General features: G+C 52.0%; 17 protein-coding genes. 10 read left to right on the forward strand and 7 right to left on the reverse strand.

Translation table 11 applies throughout. The features are described 5' to 3' along the window. The first annotated feature begins 439 nt into the window (after positions 1-439). Positions 440-3739: a ribonuclease E gene (gene rne, locus J5224_RS03515; RefSeq protein WP_264624038.1), complete on the forward strand. Its 3300-nt coding sequence runs from the start codon at positions 440-442 to the stop codon at positions 3737-3739. Positions 3740-3810: 71 nt separating this feature from the next. Here rne and J5224_RS03520 read toward each other — a convergent pair whose 3' ends face one another. Continuing rightward, a complete protein-coding gene (locus tag J5224_RS03520; RefSeq protein WP_264624039.1) occupies positions 3811-4098 on the reverse strand; it encodes a putative quinol monooxygenase in 288 nt (95 codons plus the stop codon). A gap of 249 nt (positions 4099-4347) precedes the next feature. Here J5224_RS03520 and pyrC point away from each other — a divergent pair, with 249 nt between their 5' ends. The 4 genes from pyrC (at position 4348) to bssS (ending at position 6557) form a co-directional block, all read left to right on the forward strand. Further along, entirely contained in the window at positions 4348-5391 is a 1044-nt protein-coding gene (gene pyrC, locus J5224_RS03525; RefSeq protein WP_264624040.1) for a dihydroorotase, read from the forward strand. Between the two features lie 128 nt (positions 5392-5519). Beyond that, entirely contained in the window at positions 5520-5759 is a 240-nt protein-coding gene (gene dinI / locus J5224_RS03530) for a DNA damage-inducible protein I (RefSeq protein WP_264624041.1), read from the forward strand. A gap of 88 nt (positions 5760-5847) precedes the next feature. Further along, positions 5848-6105, forward strand: a complete 258-nt coding sequence (locus J5224_RS03535; protein ID WP_264624072.1) for a hypothetical protein — start codon at positions 5848-5850, stop codon at positions 6103-6105. 197 nt (positions 6106-6302) lie between these two features. Next, positions 6303-6557: a biofilm formation regulator BssS gene (bssS, locus tag J5224_RS03540; RefSeq protein WP_264624042.1), complete on the forward strand. Its 255-nt coding sequence runs from the start codon at positions 6303-6305 to the stop codon at positions 6555-6557. Between the two features lie 111 nt (positions 6558-6668). Here the strand turns inward: bssS and J5224_RS03545 are convergent, their stop codons facing one another. Next, positions 6669-7739 carry a rhodanese-related sulfurtransferase gene (locus tag J5224_RS03545; RefSeq protein WP_264624043.1) on the reverse strand — a complete coding sequence of 357 codons (1071 nt, stop codon included), beginning with the start codon at positions 7737-7739 and terminating at the stop codon, positions 6669-6671. A 200-nt stretch (positions 7740-7939) separates the two neighbouring features. Between J5224_RS03545 and J5224_RS03550 the strand changes: the two genes are divergently transcribed. Further along, a complete protein-coding gene (locus J5224_RS03550) occupies positions 7940-9034 on the forward strand; it encodes an NADH:flavin oxidoreductase/NADH oxidase (RefSeq protein ID WP_264624044.1) in 1095 nt (364 codons plus the stop codon). Positions 9035-9324: 290 nt separating this feature from the next. After that, the gene (locus J5224_RS03555) at positions 9325-10245 is read left to right on the forward strand and encodes a Kdo(2)-lipid IV(A) acyltransferase (RefSeq protein WP_264624045.1); all 921 of its coding nucleotides are present in this window, start codon (positions 9325-9327) and stop codon (positions 10243-10245) included. Between the two features lie 92 nt (positions 10246-10337). Here J5224_RS03555 and mdoH read toward each other — a convergent pair whose 3' ends face one another. Both mdoH and J5224_RS03565 read right to left on the reverse strand, forming a co-directional pair. Continuing rightward, positions 10338-12878, reverse strand: coding sequence for a glucans biosynthesis glucosyltransferase MdoH (gene mdoH / locus J5224_RS03560; protein ID WP_264624046.1), 2541 nt, complete (start codon positions 12876-12878; stop codon positions 10338-10340). Next, positions 12871-14439: a glucan biosynthesis protein G gene (locus tag J5224_RS03565; RefSeq protein ID WP_264624047.1), complete on the reverse strand. Its 1569-nt coding sequence runs from the start codon at positions 14437-14439 to the stop codon at positions 12871-12873. Before J5224_RS03565 ends, mdoH begins: the two co-directional genes overlap by 8 nt. 459 nt (positions 14440-14898) lie before the next feature. On the opposite strand from J5224_RS03565, the gene J5224_RS03570 reads away from it, so the two are divergent. Both J5224_RS03570 and J5224_RS03575 read left to right on the forward strand, forming a co-directional pair. Further along, complete coding sequence (locus J5224_RS03570) at positions 14899-15315, forward strand: DUF2946 domain-containing protein (protein WP_264624048.1); 417 nt, start codon at positions 14899-14901, stop codon at positions 15313-15315. A gap of 106 nt (positions 15316-15421) precedes the next feature. Next, complete coding sequence (locus J5224_RS03575; protein WP_264624049.1) at positions 15422-16843, forward strand: PepSY-associated TM helix domain-containing protein; 1422 nt, start codon at positions 15422-15424, stop codon at positions 16841-16843. 54 nt (positions 16844-16897) lie between these two features. Here J5224_RS03575 and J5224_RS03580 read toward each other — a convergent pair whose 3' ends face one another. From J5224_RS03580 to J5224_RS03590, 3 genes are all read right to left on the reverse strand, one after another. Next, positions 16898-18499, reverse strand: a complete 1602-nt coding sequence (locus tag J5224_RS03580; RefSeq protein ID WP_264624050.1) for a methyl-accepting chemotaxis protein — start codon at positions 18497-18499, stop codon at positions 16898-16900. Between the two features lie 703 nt (positions 18500-19202). Then, on the reverse strand, positions 19203-19472 hold the full coding sequence (locus tag J5224_RS03585; protein ID WP_264624051.1) for a hypothetical protein: 270 nt from the start codon (positions 19470-19472) through the stop codon (positions 19203-19205). A 147-nt stretch (positions 19473-19619) separates the two neighbouring features. Next, positions 19620-19901 (reverse strand): Arc family DNA-binding protein, encoded by a 282-nt coding sequence (locus J5224_RS03590; RefSeq protein ID WP_264624052.1) that lies wholly within the window; start codon positions 19899-19901, stop codon positions 19620-19622. 369 nt (positions 19902-20270) lie between these two features. Between J5224_RS03590 and J5224_RS03595 the strand changes: the two genes are divergently transcribed. After that, on the forward strand, positions 20271-20456 hold the full coding sequence (locus J5224_RS03595; RefSeq protein WP_196906518.1) for a GhoT/OrtT family toxin: 186 nt from the start codon (positions 20271-20273) through the stop codon (positions 20454-20456). Positions 20457-20462 lie beyond the last annotated feature (6 nt).

Raw genomic sequence — 20462 nt, forward strand, 5'->3', positions numbered from 1 at the left:
TCAGGAAAACAATCTTGTTGCACATCCGTAAAGTCACCTTGCTATAACAGTACCAGCAATGGAATAATGCTGTGGTTTTACCCGCCTATCTTCCTGAAACAGTGGAAAGGGCAAAATAGGTAAATTTGCCTGATAACGCATAAACGCAGCAATGGCGTAAGACGTAATGCGTAATCAAGCAGTTAGCGGGCTGCGGATGGCAGCTTGACCGGTAAATGGAATCAGATCTGGTGACCCTTCTTCAGAAGCTGTTCCCTCAATAAATGTGCTGTTTTCCATCAGGAAATACAGGCTACCGAAATATGCGCCTCTATGCAGGCGACAACCGGGAGGTTGACGTCCCTGCGATAAGCCACGAGGCCATCGGTGAACCCGGTCATTCAGCATCTTTGTCCGTAGCTCTATCAATGATGCAAGTAAAAATAACGAGTAAGTTAAGATGAAAAGAATGTTAATTAACGCGACTCAGCAAGAAGAGTTGCGTGTTGCTTTGGTTGATGGTCAACGGCTCTACGATCTGGACATTGAAAGCCCGGGCCATGAGCAGAAAAAGGCCAATATCTATAAAGGAAAAATCACCCGCATCGAACCCAGTCTTGAAGCTGCTTTTGTCGATTACGGCGCAGAAAGACACGGTTTCCTTCCGTTAAAAGAGATTGCTCGCGAATACTTCCCCAGTAACTATGCCTCCCACGGTCGCCCCAACATCAAAGACGTGTTGCGCGAAGGACAGGAAGTCATTGTTCAGGTTGACAAAGAAGAGCGTGGCAACAAAGGCGCAGCGCTGACCACTTTTATCAGCCTGGCAGGTAGCTATCTGGTGTTGATGCCAAACAACCCGCGTGCGGGCGGCATTTCTCGTCGCATTGAAGGTGACGATCGCACCGAACTGAAAGAAGCACTTAGCTCGCTCGAACTGCCTGATGGCATGGGGCTTATCGTGCGCACCGCGGGGGTTGGTAAGTCTGCCGATGCGCTCCAGTGGGATCTGGCATTCCGTCTGAAACATTGGGACGCCATCAAAAAAGCAGCAGAAGGCCGCCCTGCTCCGTTCCTGATTCATCAGGAAAGCAATGTTATCGTTCGTGCATTCCGCGACTACCTGCGCCCTGATATCGGTGAAATTCTTATCGATAACCCGAAAATCCTCGACCTTGCCAAAGAGCATATTTCTGCCCTGGGTCGCCCGGATTTCAGCAGCAAAATCAAATTGTACAGCGGTGAAATTCCGTTGTTCAGCCACTATCAGATCGAGTCGCAGATTGAATCCGCCTTCCAGCGCGAAGTGCGTTTACCTTCCGGCGGCTCCATTGTCATCGATACCACTGAAGCGTTGACAGCGATCGATATCAACTCGGCCCGCGCAACACGCGGCGGCGATATCGAAGAAACCGCCTTCAACACCAACCTTGAAGCGGCTGATGAAATCGCCCGCCAGTTGCGTCTGCGCGACCTCGGTGGCTTGATTGTCATCGACTTTATCGACATGACGCCGGTTCGTCACCAGCGTGAAGTGGAAAACCGCCTGCGCGACGCCGTTCGTCAGGATCGCGCACGTATTCAGATTGGTCGCATCTCCCGCTTCGGCCTGCTGGAAATGTCCCGTCAACGGTTGAGTCCGTCACTCGGTGAATCCAGCCATCACGTCTGTCCACGCTGTAGCGGGACAGGTACTATCCGTGATAACGAATCCCTGTCGCTCTCTATTCTGCGTTTAATCGAAGAAGAAGCGCTGAAAGAGAACACCCGGGAAGTTCACGCTATCGTGCCAGTGCCTATCGCGTCTTATCTGCTGAACGAAAAACGCGAAGCCGTGAATGCCATCGAGAAACGTCAAGGTGGCGTGCGCGCCGTTATCGTGCCACACGATGGCATGCAAACGCCGCACTACCACGTTCTGCGCGTACGTAAAGGTGAAGAAAAGACCACGCTCAGCTATCTGCTGCCACAGCGCCTTGATGCAGAGGCGCAACAGGTTCAGGAAGAGCAATCTCTGGAGCGTAAGGTTCCTGAGCAACCGGCGTTGGCCACGTTCACCATGCCTGACCTGCCTGAATCGCCAGTTATCACACCGAAACCAGCGGCAAAACCCGCACCGGAGCAAGCCACTACGCCTGCAACGCCTGGGCTGTTTGGTCGTCTGTTCGGCGCGTTGAAAAACATGTTTGCTGGTGCGGAAAGCCAGCCGGAAAGCACCAACACGCAAGAAGTCGCCTCCACAGAGCAGCGTCAAGAGCGTCGTTCCGGTCGTCGTCAAGGCTCAAACAACCGTCGCGATCGCAATCAACGTGACGGCACCCGTGACAACCGTGATGGCAACAAGGAAAGCCGTGACGGCAACCGCGAATCCCGTGATGAGAACCGTCGCAACAAACGCCAGAACGCCCCGGCGGTGACGGAAACTGCCGCCCCTGTTGAAGAAACGGTAGAAAAAGCGCCGCGTGACGATCAGCAACGCCGTGAACAACGTGCAGAGCGTCAACGTCGTCGTCAGGATGAAAAACGTCAGGCCCAGCAAGATGTTAACGCCCTGAACCGTGATGAAGAAAGCGCGCAGGAAGAGAGTGAACAGGAGAAACCGACGCCGGTAATGCCACGCCGTCAGCGCCGCCAGTTAACACAGAAAGTGCGTATCATTGATGGTGAATCAGCAGCACACGCTGATAGCCAGGTTGAAGCATCAACATCCCCTGCACCAGTAGCAGAACACGCGCTGCCGCTGTTGACGGATACCGCAGTAAACGCGCCTGCGGAAACCGACGCTAACGCCGAGCAGGCAGAAGCGGGCCGTAACGATGCCAATATGCCACGCCGCTCGCGCCGTTCACCGCGTCATCTGCGTGTGAGTGGTCAACGTCGTCGTCGCTATCGTGATGAGCGTTATCCGACACAATCGCCGATGCCGTTGGCACAGGCTTCTGCTTCGCCGGAAATGGCGTCTGGTAAAGTGTGGGTCCGCTATCCGGTGGCTGCATTGGCACAAAACGACGAGCTGTCGACTGAGCTGACACCCGCTATCGAAGCACCGATCGCGGCACTGCCGGTTATTGCTGCATCTGACACCGAAGCACAACCTGTTGCTACGCCGGTGGCTGAGGTCGTCGTCGCACCTCTCGTTGAAGACACCGTCAGCACCGCGTCTGTTGCCTCTGAACATGTCGCACAAAACGCCGTCGAAGCACCGGCTCTCGTTGAGCAGGCCGTAGTTGTTGAAGAGGCTGTAGTTGTTGAAGAGACCATAGTCCCTGAAGCAGTCGTAGCAGCAGAACCTGTTGACGTTGCTGTCGAGGAACAACCGGTAGTGACAGCAAGCGCTGAGCAAGCGTCTGTTGAAGCTGTTGAAGAACAGGCCGCAGTAGCGGAGGTCGCTCAGGCAACGGAAGAAACTGCACCAGCGGTTGCTGTCGTTGAAACTGTTGACGTAGAAACGACAGAAGCAGCCGACACCATTGAGGCCGTTGCACCTGTTGCTGCCGTTGAACCTGCATCTGTGGCTGCCGAGCCCTCGGTTACCACCACGGTTCGTACAGTACAACCGTTACGCAGCGAGTCTAAGCAGCAGCACTCAGCTTCCGCACCAATGACCAAAGCACCGGCTCCTGCCTACGAGGCGGAAGCACCGCGCCACAGCGATTGGGTACGCCCGACCACCGAGTTCGCCGGTAAAGGCAGCGCGGGCGGTCACTCTGCCGTCAACCGCGCGACCGCAGCAGCAGCAAAACCCGCCGCGTTTGAGTAAATACGCCGTCCAGGCACAAAAAACCCCTCCTCGGAGGGGTTTTTTTATATCCGCATTAACACTGCCGCCGCTTAAACCAGCGCGCGCAGCGGGGTGATCACCATACCCAGCGTTTTGCCTTCCAACTCGGCGACCAGTTGCTGAAAGTGTGGGGTTGCTTCGTGCTCCATCAACACGTCACGGCTTGCCCAGCGTTCAAAAAAGACGAACGTACCCGGCGCTTCCAGTGATTCGTGCAGATCGTATTGCAGGTTTCCCGCTTCGGCTCGGCTGGGGGCTACCACCTTTTTCACCGCTTGTGCTACGGCATCGACGTGTTCTGGTTTGGCCTGAATACTGGCGACAATACGCAATTCCATCTGTTGCTCCTGTTAGGTATCCCAACGGGCCGTGAATGGCCTGACTGAGAAATTAGCGATGGGACTTACCATACGCTACTCTTTCCCTGCCGTGTACCCTGCACCGCTGTCGTTAGCACAGAACGCCACGCATTTCGGATACCGTTTCGCCAGCAACAAACGGGTGCATTCCCCGCTCTTTGCGCTTATGCTTGTGTCCCGCCGTATCTGCTCGTGACATTTAGCATTTAGCCCGCTGGAGCGCTTTTCATGACAACACTGTCTACCGTATTAAAAATTCGCCGTCCTGATGACTGGCATCTTCACCTGCGCGACGATGACGTACTCGCAACCGTGTTGCCGTTCACCAGTCGTCATTTTGGCCGCGCGATTGTAATGCCCAACCTGACACCGCCGATCACCAGTATCGCCAGTGCGCTGGCCTATCGCGAACGCATCCTCGCCGCGATCCCAGTGGGTGATGATTTTCAACCGTTGATGACCTGCTACCTGACCGACTCGCTGGATGCGAAAGAGGTCGTGACAGGTTTCCAACAAGGGGTATTTACCGCCGCCAAGCTCTATCCGGCACACGCAACCACCAACTCCAGTTTTGGTGTAACCGATGTCGCCACTATCTACCCGATCCTCGAACAGATGGCTGATATCGGCATGCCGCTGTTGATTCACGGCGAAGTGACCGATCCAGCGATCGATATTTTCGACCGTGAGGCCCGCTTTATCGAATCAGTGATGGAGCCGCTGCGCAAACGCTTCCCTACGCTGAAAATCGTGTTTGAACACATAACAACCCGCGAAGCAGCGCAGTATGTGTTGGACGGCGATCGCTATCTGGGCGCAACCGTGACGCCGCAACATCTGATGTTTAACCGCAACCACATGCTGGTGGGCGGTGTGCGGCCCCACTTGTATTGCCTGCCAATTCTGAAACGTAATATTCATCAACAGGCACTGCGCGATGCGGTCGCCAGCGGTTCTGACCGTTTCTTCCTCGGTACGGATTCTGCCCCCCATGCGCGCCACAAGAAAGAAGCGAGTTGCGGCTGTGCCGGGGTGTTTAATGCGCAGGCCGCGCTCTGTGCTTACGCGACCGTGTTTGAAGAGATTGGCGCACTGGATAAGCTAGAAGCGTTCTGCTCGCTGAATGGGCCCGCTTTTTATGGTTTACCCATCAATGAGGGCTGGATTGAACTGCACAAAGCGCCCACGACGTTCCCGGAAAGCATCGCGCTGGGTGATGACGCGCTGGTACCCTTCCTTGCAGGCCAAACGTTGAACTGGCAAGTACGTTAATTTTCCCGCCCGTGCGCTGCACGGGCTTTTAACGGCCTTTGCGTTTCACTACCAGATATTTGTATCCCCCCTATTGCTCCCACTCACCTTTAACTGTATAAATAACCAGTCAATTAAAGGAGAGTATCATGCGCGTAGAACTCACATTAGCCAAATCAGCCCCCTTACCCGCTGGCGCCATTGAAGCCTTGACGCACGAATTGACCCAGCGCGTACACCGTCATTATCCCGATAGCGCCATTCAGGTGCGTTACGCCGCGGCCAACAATCTGAGCGTATTAGGAGGAAACAAGGATGATAAAGCGTTAATTTCCGAAATCCTTCAGGAAACGTGGGAGAGCGCCGACGATTGGTTTAGTGCGGAATAATCACTGGCATTAATAATCGAGACCTTCTATTTTATCCTTGTAGTTTTCACACAAGCTGGTAAAGGGTCGATGACGGAGGGACATGACAATGACGGTAGAGAAACCAGAACAAGCCATGACGTTCGGCGAATTATTAGCGCTGATTGGTGACCAGCAGCATAAGATTGATGCGTTGGAACTGGCGTTTTCCTCCCTGGCATTTGCGTTGGATGAAAGAACGGCGCAGCTGTTACTGCATAATTTGAAACTGGAATCACACAACGAAGAACGCTCAGAACAGACCAAAAAACATCTGGCGTTGCTTATTGCCGTGTTTGAAAAACATGCCGGTATCAGTGCCGAATAACCTGTTTTGCGCCCGCCTGACTGATATCCCCTTGAAATTTGGGGATATCATATCCAGAAATTTTTCTTTGCAAAAAGACTCAAAATAACTCACCGGCTGTACAAAAGTCACAGTATACTTAAGTTGCTCTTGTCAATAAGGAGCCGCCCAAGCCTCGTTAGTCACTCACGTTAGTAACTAGTCAATAAGGGGTATGTATGGACAGGAAAAATGAAGTTATTCAGACACATCCTCTCGTAGGATGGGATATCAGCACCGTTGACAGTTATGACGCCATGATGATCCGCTTGCATTATTTAACCACCCCAGACCAGGCTCCAGCAGACGCAAACGTAGGTCGAACTTTATGGCTTACTACCGATGTAGCAAGGCAACTTATTTATATTCTTGAAGCGGGTATCGCTAAAATAGAGTCGACGGATTTTCAGCCACAAGATTTGCTTAAGCACTAGACTACCGATTTCACAGTAATCGATTACCCCCTGACAACACCGCCTGATGGCGGTGTTGTTATATTCAGAGTGCTTAAGTTTCCCGCTTAGCCGCACGCCATGAATGACCTGTCACTGTTCATTACTGCCGTTTTCGTCAGGGGCCGGGATACGCAACGCCCCTCTAAGCCGATCGCGAGATTTATTAAAAATCTTCATGCTGGTTTCCCGTCCGCGACGCCGCTCACGCTGCTCTTCCAGCGGCAACGCCAACTCACTCTGGCAGGCATCGCTACAACAGCCCTGATAGGCAGCCTGACAACGGGGACACTGAATGAACAACAAGTGACACCCTGCATTGCGACAGTTGGTGTGGGTATCGCACAGTGCACCACATTGATGGCAGTGGGCGATAACATCGTCAGTAATGCGTTCTCCCATGCGCTCATCGAAGACAAAGTTTTTACCTACAAATTTTACCGGTAGGCCCTGTGCCTTGGCCTGACGGGTATATTCAATGATGCCGCCTTCAACATGATAGACATTCTTGAAGCCCTGATGACGCATATAAGCGCTGGCCTTTTCACAGCGAATACCGCCGGTGCAATACATCACGATATTTTTTTCCCGCGCATCAGACAGCATTTCTGCCGCCATCGGCAATTGTTCACGGAAGGTATCAGAGGGCACTTCAAGCGCATTTTCAAAATGCCCCACTTCATATTCGTAATGATTACGCATATCGACAAACAGCGTATCCGGATCGTCCGCCATGGCGTTAACCGCGTCGGCTTTCAGATAGGTGCCAACATTACTGGGGTTAAAGGTCGGATCGTCGATACCATCCGCAACAATGCGATCGCGAACTTTCATGCGCAGCACCCAAAAGGATTTTCCGTCATCATCCAGCGCCACATTCAGCCGGATGTTGTCCAGTGCCGGATGCGCGCTGTACAGCACCGCCTTAAAGTCGTCAAAGCGACTGGCTGGTACGCTTACCTGTGCATTAATGCCTTCAGCCGCCACATAAACACGGCCAAATACCTGACATTGTAGAAATTGCACATACAGGTTATCGCGAAACGCCTGAGCATCATCAAGCGCAAAATATTTATAAAAAGAAACTGTGGTGCGCGGCTCGGTTTCCGCCAGCATGCGCGCTTTCAGTTCCTCATTGGAAACACGGTTGTGTAACACTGGCATGGTGTACGTTCCTGTCTTCAGCGAGGGGGTTAACCAGATTATAACGTTACGGCGACATGTGCGTAACGCGCGGGATTATAGCCGATCGCGGCAATTACGCCAGAGGAGGAATTCGTGCGGCAGGGAGAAAATCGTCGACACGGTAAAAATATCTCAGCGTATGATGGTTTATTCGTTTCTTCTTGGATAAGGTAACCACCATGAGTCGGCTATTTACACCACTTGCTCTCGGCCCCGTCACACTGCCCAACCGCATTATCATTGCACCTATGTGCCAGTATTCGGCCCAGAACGGTTTGGCTACCCCTTGGCACACCATGCATTTAGGTAACCTTTCCCACTCAGGTGCCGGGTTGCTGATCGTTGAAGCGACAGCCGTTGTGCCTGAAGGCCGTATATCCCCTCAGGATCTGGGTCTGTGGAATGACGAAACCGAGCAGGCTCTCGCCACAGCGGTCAATGCGGTTAAGACTTACTCTGCTATGCCGCTGGGTATTCAGTTGGGCCACGCCGGACGCAAAGCCTCCACCGCAGTACCATGGCAAGGGCGGGCACACGTGAGCGAACAGCAAGGTGGTTGGCAGCCTGTTGCCCCTTCAGCCCTGCCTTATGATGACAATGGCGCTTCACCAGCGGCGATGACAACGCAGCAGATTGCGGATGTCGTCACGGCTTTTGCCACTGCTGCTCAGCGCGCCGATCGCATTGGCTTTGATGTGTTTGAAATCCATGCCGCACACGGCTATTTGCTCCATCAATTCTTGTCACCATTATCGAATGTACGTGACGATTGCTACGGCGGAGAGTTGAATAACCGTATGCGTCTGGTACTTGAGGTGTTCCGCGCAGTGCGTGAGGTTGTTCCTGCACACAAAGCCGTTGGCGTGCGTATTTCCGCCACCGATGGTGTGGAAGGTGGGTGGGATCTCAAGCAGTCTGTCGTGCTTAGTCATGCGCTGCATGCGGCGGGCTGCGATTTTATGCATGTTTCAAGCGGCGGGCTTTCTCCGGCACAACATATTCAACCAGGCCCCAATTATCAGGTCTCTTATGCTGAACGCATCAAGCGTGAGGTAGGGATCACCACCATCGCGGTTGGCCTCATCACAGAAGCCGAGCAGGCTGAAGGCATTGTGGCAACGGATCAGGCGGATGCCATCGGCATTGCGCGTGCCGTGCTCTATAACCCACGCTGGCCGTGGCACGCTGCCGCGCGGCTGGGCGCACAAGTATCCACCCCACCACAATTCTGGCGTAGTGAACCGCATCACATTAAAAATCTGTTTCAACATTAAGCATGCCCCCCCTCCCTGGTGCAAACGGGAGGGACCTATTCTGCACAGACATCCCACCAAAAGTTAAACATCATTATTAGTCGATGCTAAGATAAAAGACGGATATTGATTTTTGGGGTATTCCACATTGCCTTACCCTGGGTTAGCCTTCCTATGCCGGAACGCTTTCCCGCATCATCATTACGATGGCTGATGCACCGCACCACATTTGACACTATCACTTGGTGTGACTGATTTCTTTTAACGACAAGCGCGAATGACTGCGCCTGCTTTTTTTGATACTGGAACTCATGACACAACTCCCATCATTCACTCGTTCATTATTACACCCTCGTTACTGGCTGACCTGGCTAGGGATCGCCATACTCTATCTTGCTGTTTTGCTGCCTTACCCGGTTATCTATCGTCTTGGCACTGCGCTGGGCCGTGTCTCCATGCACGTCATGAAACATCGCGTATATATCGCAGAGCGCAATCTGGCCCTCTGTTTTCCCGAGATGACCGAACAAGCGCGTGCCGCGTTGGTGCGCAAAAACTTCGAATCCGTGGGCATGGGACTGTTCGAAACCGGTATGGCCTGGTTTTGGCCAGACTGGCGCATCGCCCGCTGGTTCACCGTTACCGGGCTGGAGCATCTGCAAGCACTGCGTGAAGAAAAACGCGGCGTATTGTTGATTGGATTACATTTTCTTACGCTGGAGCTGGGGGCACGCATTTTCGGCATGCATAACCCAGGGATCGGCGTTTATCGCCCCAATGACAACAAACTGATTGACTGGTTGCAAACCTGGGGCCGCATGCGTTCGAATAAGACCATGTTGGATCGCAAAGATCTCAAGGGCATGATCCGTGCGCTCAAGCAGGGAGAGATCATTTGGTATGCTCCCGATCATGACTATGGCCCACGCAGCAGCGTGTTTGTTCCCTTCTTTGCCATGAGGCGTGCAGCAACCACCAGCGGGAGTTATTTGTTGGCTAAAGTGGCTAAACCCGCCATTGTGCCGTTTGTCCCTCGGCGGCGCGAGGAGGGAAAAGGCTATGAATTAATCATCCAGCCCGCCGAATTCAACGTACCGTTAGACGATGAAGCCACAACGGCCTCCTGGATGAACGCGCTGGTAGAACAGAATGTGCTGCTGGCGCCCGATCAATACATGTGGTTACATCGCCGCTTTAAAACGCGCCCTGAAGGCGAACCTGCACCGTATTAAATCGCCAGGCGTTACTACCGACAGTGCAATAAAAAAAACAGCGGCTATGCCGCTGTTTTTTATGGATGAAACTCACCGTTACGGTAAAGCCGTCAGGACTCCAGTGCTTGGTAGCGCTGGTGCCATGTGGCGAACTGCTGCGGATTATGCCACACCGCATAGTGTAAACGGGAAATCGTCACCGGATCGCTCAGCAGCACAAGACGCTGATTGTCGCTTAGCGTATCCAGATCCTGTTTCAACGCATCAGCAACTCGCTGGTCCCGCCCCTGCTCAACCGCACGGCTAAAGCCATGACGCGCCGTTGCCATTGCACTCGCCAACGCATTGAGCGAAGGATCGAAGACCGCCTGCACGAAACCATTTTCCAATTTACGGGCACGGTTGGCACGGAAATAGGTGTCCGTCGCCACCAGCTCGCGCGGCGGCTCGTACTCTTCTGGAATCAACAAGAGATTAGCACGCTTGCATGCCAGCCCAATTGAGGCCCGGCTTGAAATCACCGACACGAATGGCGACAGGATCAGCGAGAAAACAATCGGCGACAGCCACCACAGGAAACGCAAATCCAGCCAAGCCATACCAATGGCCCACACCGACCCCAATACCAATTGAGAACCGTGACGCGCAAAGGCTTCACTCCATGGCGTGGCATCATCATCACGCTGCGGCGATTTCCACTGCACGGACCATCCCAAGAAGGCACTGACCACGAAAACGGTATGGAACAACATTCGCACTGGCGCCAACAACACTGAAAACAACATTTCCAGCAGTAGCGACAGGAAGACGCGCACAGCGCCACCGTACGGCTTCGCCCCCTTTGCCCACACCAGAATCACACTCAGCAATTTTGGCAGGAACAGCAGCACCAAGGTGGTCGAGAACAAGGCTATTGCCAATTCAGGACGCCACTGTGGCCACACGGGGAAGAGCTGGCGCGGTTGGAGGAAGTATTGTGGCTCCATCAGCGTATGCACCACTTGCAGTGCGGTTGACAGCGCCAGGAACATAAACCACAGCGGCGCGGAAAGGTAAGACATCACCCCTGTCAGGAACACGGCACGGTGTACCGGGTGCATCCCTTTCACCAGGAACAACCGGAAGTTCATCAGGTTGCCATGACACCAGCGCCGATCGCGCTTGAGTTCATCGAGCAGGTTGGGCGGTAGTTCCTCATAGGAACCGGGCAGATCATAGGCAATCCACACTCCCCAGCCTGCACGGCGCATCAGTGCCGCTTCAACAAAGTCATGAGACAGAATCGCGCCCGCAAAAGAACCTTCACCGGGCAACGGTGCCAGCGCACAGTGCTCGATAAACGGCTTCACGCGGATGATGGCATTGTGGCCCCAATAGTGCGACTCACCCAGTTGCCAGAAATGTAAGCCTGCGGTGAACAACGGCCCGTACACGCGCGTCGCAAACTGCTGACAACGCGCATACAGCGTATCCATCCCGGAGGCTTTGGGAGAAGACTGGATAATCCCGGCATTGGGGTTGGCTTCCATCAGACGCACCAACTGCGTCAGACATTCACCACTCATCACGCTGTCGGCATCCAATATCACCATGTAGCTGTATTGGCTGCCCCAACGGCGGCAGAAATCGTCGATGTTACCGCTCTTACGTTTCACACGACGGCGACGTCGACGATAGAAAATACGACCAAACCCGTCCACTTCACGGCACAGGTCCATCCAGGCTTTCTGCTCTGAAACGCATTTGTCCGGGTCGTTACTGTCACTCAGCACATACAGGTCAAAGTGATCGAGCTGTCCGGTGGCCGCTACCGATTCGTAGGTCGCCCGTAATCCGGCGAATACACGCTCTACGTCCTCGTTACAGATCGGCATGATCAACGCCGTTCTGTGCGCAGGATTGAGTGGCTCATCCCCTACTGTCGTTGACGAGATACTGTATTTGTCCCTGCCGATCAACAGTTGTAAAAAGCCCATCAACGCGGTCCAAAAACCGGCGGAGACCCAACAGAACAACACAGCAAACAGTACAAGAATGCCACTTTGCAGGATATAAGGCAGAACCTGCATAAAGGAGCGCAGGAAAGGCTGATTCACCATCGCGAACGGATCGATCAGCGCCCATCCCTGATAAGGCAAAATGGTTTTCATGTACCAGGTGGCGATTGCCGTTTGGAACAGCGTCAGGATAAGCAGGGTATAACGACGCAATGTCCCCACCATTCTCCAGCGGTTCTCGGCAATCTTCTCTTCCGGGCTAGCATGAGGACGGTTCGGCGCCGGGGAACGCCCCAACATACTTTCCCACCAGCGCACCAGCGGGTTGGTGCGCCACATGTCAGGAAACATCGACGCACGTTTGATCGTGGGCATCGCCTGTAATGCGGCACGCCCTTCTTTGTCAACCGCTACCGGTTTCACCGCCGTCGCCGTATCGGGCCAAGCGGCATCCAGACGCGCCTTGACGGATTGCAGCGGCGAATCGTCTTCTGTCAGCAGCGTCGCAGGGGATTGCCCCTGCGCCAGAGCCCGATGGATAGCAGAGATATTTTCACGCTCAGCCTCAGGCAACGCATGCTGCAACGCCTCCGCCGCTTGCGCGGACAGAGGCAATTTCCCGATATAATCAGGGCTCGAGAGTAACTTATTCATTGGCAGGTAGCTGATAGCTCCAGGTTTCCGATAACAGCGTCTCACCGTTCACCAACGCAGCGCGCAGCTCGGTTGGCTGTTTAGGATCTTTCACACGCAGACGCAGCGTCAGACGCCAGCCACGCGTTACCGGATTATAGCGAACATTGTTCTCAACAATTTCACCGTTGTCACCAATGCTGACTTGAGAGGTCACAGGCGTCGCTTCTTCCATCTCTTTCATCATTGGGCCGGCAAAATCGACCAAGAACGCAACGGTGCCATCAGGTTGGCGGATCAAGTTAGACTGCTTCACATCCCCGGTAGAACGCATGGTGCGCTGAACGTAGGCCAATTCAGGTGAATGCAATTGCTCTTCGTCACGCGTGAAGTGCAGGCGATAACCCACTTCCAGCGGCTTGCCAATTTCGGGCAGCGCTTCCGGCGTCCAAAACGCAACGATGTTATCGTTGGTTTCGTCAGCTGTAGGAATTTCCACCAGCTCGACTTTTCCTTTGCCCCACTCGCCCTTGGTTTCAACCCAACCGCTGGGACGCAAATCGTAACGGTCATCCAGATCTTCATAGTTGGAGAAGTCACGCCCACGTTGCAGAAGACCGAAGCCTTTCGGATTTTCAATCGAATAGGTACTGACAGACAGGTGTTTCGGGTTATTCAGCGGACGCCAAATCCACTCACCGTTGCCCGCGTGGATAGATAAGCCGTTAGAATCATGCAGCGCCCCACGGTAGTTTAACGTAGGAGAAGGCTGGTTCGGCCCAAACAGGAACATACTGGTCAGCGGTGCCAGCCCCAGTTTACCTACGCGAGCGCGCAGAAACACTTTGGCCTGAACGTCAACGACGCTGTCACGTCCTGGATAAATAACGAAACGGTACGCGCCCGTAGCACGCGGTGAATCAAGCAGTGCATATACCAGCAAGTGCTTGTCATTGGGTTTCGGACGCTCGATCCAAAACTCGCGAAAGCGCGGGAACTCTTCACCAGAGGGCAACGCGGTGTCAATCGCCAGACCGCGAGCTGAAAGGCCGTAAGTCTGTCCTTTACCGATCACACGGAAATAGCTGGCACCCAGCATGCTGACGATCTCGTCATCCTTGCCAAGCTTATTGATGGGATACAAAATTTTGAAGCCTGCAAAACCAAGATTCTTCACGGTCTCAGCATCGTGATTCACCGTACCGAAATTAAAGTATTCCGGTGAATAAGCGATCTCGTTAACATCAGTGGCCGTGACTTCATTGATTCTCACCGGCGTGTCGAAATACATGCCCTGATGATAGAACTGAATACGAAACGGCGTTTGCAGGTTATTCCAGTATGATTTCTCCTGATTAAAACGAATCTGCTGATAATCAGCAAATTTCATATCGCGGAACTGGGCGGGAAGATTGCTCTTCGGCGCTTCATAGCCTTTAGCTGCCAGTTTTTCAGCTTGCGCTGCCACATCCTCCAGCGAGAATGCCCAGGCAGGCAACGCAGTGAAAGACAACACAATCGCTGCGGACAACCAGCGCAAATTCGCTACTCGACGTTTAACCCCAAAATTATTAACCAGCACAGCTCCCCCTGTTCGTGTGCTTAAATCAACTAAAATCCATATTAATGGATAAGTTAACCTTCCGACAACTTGATAAAAGCCCGGTTCATCATGATAGGTCAGCGTTTAAACAACGCAAACTGCAACCCCGATAAATTTCTGTAAAAAATCGAAAAGTAGAGAGGATACTCCGTCACCGGTTAGCCTTTGGCAACCCCTTGCGGTTATTTATGCCAGAGGCGTGCGCTGACCGACAATTCTACCTGTTGCGCTGCGAGTAAAACACCCTATTTATGCTGTAGTTGCAGAGAATACCTGCTTCTTTTGTCAACACGGCTACCATGACATTTACGCACGTGCAACTTTCAAGAATAATCTGAACCGTTGCACGCTAATGCATTAAAAAATTCGGTTGCAACATGCATGACACCTGTAGGTAACAAAATCGCGTTAAATCAGGTACAGTAGGGTGGCATATGTATGCTTTTACACCTACTTGCATCGACGCCGACTGATTCTTACATGAACGCATTGCGCCACAACAAAATTGCCACCACGCTAAGCTTCTTCGCGTTGCTGATGATTTTCATCGCGCCCATCGTTTCACAGGCGTTAATGCGGCATGATTATACTCCGCCCACGCATACTCAGCACCATCATTCTCACAGCAAACCGGCAACATCGTCACCGATGTCATCCGACGCAACCATGGGCCACGACGCCTGTGGTTACTGCGGGCTGTTATCCCATCACCCGGCGCTGTTTTCTGATAACTCGCCGCTGCGCGATCCGCGGTTTGTCACTCAGTCCGAGGTGAATAAATCGCGTCCACGGCACAAGTTCGTTGCCGCGCGTTATCGCTCCCAATCCCCTCGAGCACCGCCGACAGTCATATAACACAACCATAAACACAAAAATTTGATATTGGATAACGTCCTGTCACAAGGCGACGTCTTTTTTTCCTTTATTTTCTTCTTGTTACGATGACAAGGGCTCTCATGCTATGGATACCGTAAACGCTGACAAAAAGCCCCGCTCTGCGGCGGTAATGGCGCTTTTCTTACGCTTGCATTTCTACATTGGTCTGTTCGTTGGGCCGTTTATCTTTGTTGCCGCGCTGACCGGCACGTTGTATGTGCTAACACCGCAGATTGAAGAACGTCTGTATGCGCATCAGTTGCATGTTGATGTGCCCGGCACGGCGCAACCACTCGCTGCACAGATAGCTGCCGCTCAGTCCGCACTGGCAGAGCAACCTTCAGCCCAATGGCTGGCTATACGTCCTGCGCCTACACCGAGTGACACCAGTCGTGTGCTATTTCGACTCCCTGACTCCGCCCCTTCTGAATACCTCGCCGTGTTTGTTAACCCAAGCACACTGGCCATACAGGGCCAACTCATGGTGTATGGCACATCAGGAATATTGCCTTTGCGAACCTGGCTAGATCGCTTGCATCAGGGGCTGTTTCTCGGTTCTGTTGGCCGTCTCTATAGTGAACTGGCGGCCTCCTGGTTGTGGGTCGCCGCACTCGGCGGCGTTTATCTGTGGTGGAGAACACGTATGCCTTCACGAGTCGCCGCCCGCCGTAAATTGCCACCCGCCACCCGCTTGCGCGCCGTACACAGCACGTTGGGGCTAACGCTACTCATCGGGATGCTGTTCTTCTCCGCTACCGGGCTGACCTGGTCACAATGGGCGGGCAATAATATCGGCGTAGGGCGCAACGCATTGGGCTGGCAAACACCATCACTGAATACCACACTCATCCCCCATTCTGTCACAACAGCGCAGGATGCCCATGCTGAACACCACAGTGAGACGATGGCTCATCACCACGCACCGTCTGTTGTAGTAGATAACGTCGATAACGTATTGGCGATAGCACGACAAGCGGGGATCAGCGCCAATAAGCTGGAGATCCGCCCGGCAAAAAACGCAGATAACGCCTGGACAGTGACTGAAATTGAGCGGCGCTGGCCTACGCAGGCCGATATGGTTGCCATCAATCCTGACAGTGGCGTCGTCGTCGATTACGTCAGGTTCTCAGATTATCCGGTTGCAGCAAAGCTGACTCGTTGGGGGATTGATGCCCACATGGGCGTATTGTTCGGTTTGCCAAATCAGCTGATCCTGGCAGCGTTCGGACTGGGACTGTGCGCACTGATCGCGTGGGGATACCGCCTGTGGTGGCTGCGTCGACAGCGTCCTGGCGGCCAACCGCACCCGGTTAACACGCTTTTCGCCGCCTTCACCGCGTTGCCGATTGCGGTGCGCATACTCGTCGGTTGCATCGCACTATTACTGGGAGGGTGTTTACCGGTCATGGGCGTCAGCCTGCTGGTGTTCTTGCTGATAGACATCGCACGCTGGCGACGGCAGCAAGCAATACAAAATGCTGACGCGCTGCCACACGCACCACAGTGACAGCTCGCGGAGGGAATACCCCGGCTCTGCCCATGATGCAGAGCCGGGAAGGCCTTATGCGCTTGGCAACATGCGCAACGTATCTTGCTGCGCTACGGGGCCTTCATGATAGCTTCCCAGTTTAAAAATGCTGACCGTGCTGGTTAGCGCCTGAGCCTGCTCTTGCAAAGACAATGCGGCCGCCGCTGATTCTTCAACCAGCGCCGCATTTTGCTGGGTCGTAGTATCAATCTGCCCCACGGCCAGGTTGATTTGATTCACACCATCGCTCTGCTCACGGCTTGCTTGGGCAATCTCCGTGACGATACCGTTAACCCCCTCAACGTTAGTCACCAACGTTTGCATGGAAACGGCGGTTTTTTCCACCAGAACCATCCCCTGACGCACCTTTTCCACGGAGCCATCAATCAGCTCTTTAATTTCTTTCGCCGCCGTCGCGCTGCGTTGTGCCAAGGCGCGGACTTCGCTCGCTACCACAGCAAAACCACGCCCCTGCTCACCGGCACGCGCCGCTTCAACGGCCGCATTGAGCGCCAGAATATTGGTTTGAAAGGCAATGCTGTCAATCACGCCGATGATTTCCGCCATCCGCTGTGAAGATTCACGAATGCCGCGCATTTCGTTGGTAACCTCATTCATCAGCTCACCGCTCTCGCGTACCGTCTGTGAACCCTGTGCGGCAAGCTGTGTTGCTTCCGTGGTATTGTCTGCGGTGTTTTTAATGGTTGCCGTCAATTGTTCCATCGAGGAGGCCGTTTGCTCCAGTGAGCTGGCCTGCTCTTCGGTCCGCGCTGATAGGTCCTGATTGCCTGCGGCGATCTGCCCTGCGGCACTGGATATACTTTCCGCCCCATCCCGCACCTGGCTGACAATATGGCGCAAACTGTCATTCATATTCCTCAACGCCTGTAGCAATAAACCGGTTTCATCTTTGCGCGTGGCAAGAATATCTGAAGTTAGATCACCGGTCGACACGCGCTCAGCTATGGATAGTGCTTCGTTAAGCGGATGAGTGACACTGCGGGTGATGGCGGCAGCCACGATCACGCTGAGCAAAATGGCGGCCAGGATTATACCTACCAACAGCAACCGCGTGTTGGTATAGCTTTGCGCCACCTGCTGCTGTGAGACAGACATCTGGTCATCACGATGGTCAATAAACGCACTAATCGCCGCTTTGTAAGCCTGAATGCTCTTCTCGGTTGCTGTCATAAACTCATTGCGCGCAGCAGCAGTATCACCGCTATTGATATATCCCGCGAAAGTGGTACTGGAGGTATGAAAATCAGCACGCGCCCGATTAATATCCTGCAATATCGCCTGCGAGCGTGCGTCATTGGCAGATTTACGTAACTCTTCCATCAGGGCTGAAACAGTGACCGTTCGCTGTTTCATCGACTCCATCTCTTTTTTGATATCCTGTTCTGATGTCGTCAACAATACGCGTTGTTGGCTAAGTGCATAGCCATTAAGTTCACTAATCAGTTGGTTCCCCTTTACTGTGAGCGGATAGTCACTCACCACAATCCTGTCTATCTGAGCGTTAAAATCAGCCAGTCGTCCCAATGACATCACGCCGACGACCAACAGCATTAATACCAAGAGTGAAAACCCTATCCCTAGACGATATCCAATACGCCAATTTGACAGATTCATATAAATTCCTTTATTCATCTTTACTATAAACGTTACGGCACCATTACTGGCCGTTTCATTCAACAGAATGTCTATTCACTGAATAGCGGCATGCGCTATTTATCCCTGTAGATTTGACATCAACACATAGCATCAACCAAAGCAGGCGACACACATGCGAGATAATCGAATATGTTAGCTGCGTGAGTGCGGCATTAAATCTTGCTCGAAAGCCATTCATTAGAACAATCCTTGTCACTGATTGACATACCGCATCCCTTCAATAAAATAAATCAATAAAAATCATAAAGATAAACCAAAGCCTCCTTTCTGATAGTTACGAAAAAAACCATACTCTCATTCAGGGTATGGTTGTATTCACGCAAATCCAGAGACTTATGTTCAACGGCATATTATACGATTTCTTTACTGATTGAATGAAATTTATATGTCTATTTTTATTTACAAAACCCATATACCACCATAATCGATCATTATGCGAATATTTATCTGTATTCAAGGTAAATTACAGTTACTGACAGAGCCTGTTTTGCTTTAACAAATTTAAAACATTTTTGAATAAATAATAGGAAAGGAATATCTACAGAAGAGAGAATAATCAGAAACACACCGTCGTTAATGTACACATTACTCCCTTGCCCTTGAGCAAGGGGAGCAATATTATTGATCTATAAATCACAGAATACGTCAGATAATATTAACATCATTGTAGAACAGTCGTTTTATGCGTTTCATTAAAATGTAATTCGCACTCTATTTTGGCATTAGGAAGATAATTTGACTTTAATAGCATAAAGGGAGAAATCATTTCCCAACCTGATATTTTATCACTCTGATTAATACGACCACCAGAGAAATAAATAATAGTAAAATAGCCACCGCGGTGCTCATTTTTATAAATTTCGTAACGATAAAACCGGTTGTTATCCTGATGCTGAAAAATGAGTGTTTCTTTTAATATCCCCAGTAACATCTTCTCCCCTCCCAGTGCCTAAATTTTTTTCATCGGCCAGGGCTGGAAAAACCTTACAACGAGGCATCAAAAACACGACCCCGATCGCTACTGACAAAAAAAAACCTCACCGTCATTAGCAATACGGTGAGGTTCCATCTGGCAACATCACTTTTTCTTGGAGGCGCCTTTGCTTTTATCTTTTATCAACTGTCTGATTTTTTTCAATTCTTTTTGGCTCAATGGTTGCTCAACAACCTCTTCGGTGTGCTGACTATCCACATCCTCTTGTTCAGCATCGACGCTATCCTTAGCGACAATAGCAAAACTTTTGGCCAAACGTGCCGCCACTTCTGCGCTAATGGAAACTTGATTTTCTAAGGCGGCTGCTTTGATTTGCTCTTTCAACTCTTGGGGGATCTTTAAAGATAAACTGGATATCTCACTCATTTTCTTACCTTTCTTTAAGAGATAAAAGGACACGGTATGTTAGTCGTATGATAAAGTCTAGCATGACACAAAAATTTAATATTTCCGTCATGAAAAAGACACCACGTTATGCAACCTCAGTCGTTACCTATTTTGACACCGCCGTACGACTTTCATAAAGCACAGATCAATCACGGCAGCATCGCAGGTGTGCGACCTGAATTATGACGAAAATAGATGACAATAAGAATTATTGGTAAGCCAATTATTTTACTTACAATGGAAAGAAGGTAAATGACTTGCGATCGGTGCCACAACATCAGACTTAACGCGTTGATCATAATATATTAACACATTAGAATAGCGCGCCGCCACGAAAAGGAACCTGCTGTGTCACACCACGCCGTCTGGGAATTTATCAAGCATGCCTACTTGTTAGGAGCCATCATTGCGATGGTGATAACGTTTTTACTGAGCCGAGATAAATCCCTGTTGATGCGTTTTCTGGCCTCAATATTGATCGGGCTAACCTGGCCACTCAGCTTTCCACTGGTGTTACTGTTTTCGCTGCTGTAGCGGCGC

This window comes from Candidatus Symbiopectobacterium sp. NZEC135, assembly GCF_025962695.1.

Coding starts and splice junctions, on each gene's coding strand:
- rne (WP_264624038.1), top strand. CDS start 440: ATGAAAAGAATGTTAATTAACGCGACTCAGCAAGAAGAGTTGCGTGTT.
- J5224_RS03550 (WP_264624044.1), top strand. CDS start 7,940: ATGAGTCGGCTATTTACACCACTTGCTCTCGGCCCCGTCACACTGCCC.
- J5224_RS03545 (WP_264624043.1), bottom strand. CDS start 7,739: ATGCCAGTGTTACACAACCGTGTTTCCAATGAGGAACTGAAAGCGCGC.
- J5224_RS03590 (WP_264624052.1), bottom strand. CDS start 19,901: ATGAGTGAGATATCCAGTTTATCTTTAAAGATCCCCCAAGAGTTGAAA.
- J5224_RS03555 (WP_264624045.1), top strand. CDS start 9,325: ATGACACAACTCCCATCATTCACTCGTTCATTATTACACCCTCGTTAC.
- dinI (WP_264624041.1), top strand. CDS start 5,520: ATGCGCGTAGAACTCACATTAGCCAAATCAGCCCCCTTACCCGCTGGC.
- J5224_RS03535 (WP_264624072.1), top strand. CDS start 5,848: ATGACGGTAGAGAAACCAGAACAAGCCATGACGTTCGGCGAATTATTA.
- mdoH (WP_264624046.1), bottom strand. CDS start 12,878: ATGAATAAGTTACTCTCGAGCCCTGATTATATCGGGAAATTGCCTCTG.
- J5224_RS03580 (WP_264624050.1), bottom strand. CDS start 18,499: ATGAATCTGTCAAATTGGCGTATTGGATATCGTCTAGGGATAGGGTTT.
- J5224_RS03520 (WP_264624039.1), bottom strand. CDS start 4,098: ATGGAATTGCGTATTGTCGCCAGTATTCAGGCCAAACCAGAACACGTC.
- pyrC (WP_264624040.1), top strand. CDS start 4,348: ATGACAACACTGTCTACCGTATTAAAAATTCGCCGTCCTGATGACTGG.
- J5224_RS03575 (WP_264624049.1), top strand. CDS start 15,422: ATGGATACCGTAAACGCTGACAAAAAGCCCCGCTCTGCGGCGGTAATG.
- bssS (WP_264624042.1), top strand. CDS start 6,303: ATGGACAGGAAAAATGAAGTTATTCAGACACATCCTCTCGTAGGATGG.
- J5224_RS03585 (WP_264624051.1), bottom strand. CDS start 19,472: ATGTTACTGGGGATATTAAAAGAAACACTCATTTTTCAGCATCAGGAT.
- J5224_RS03570 (WP_264624048.1), top strand. CDS start 14,899: ATGCTTTTACACCTACTTGCATCGACGCCGACTGATTCTTACATGAAC.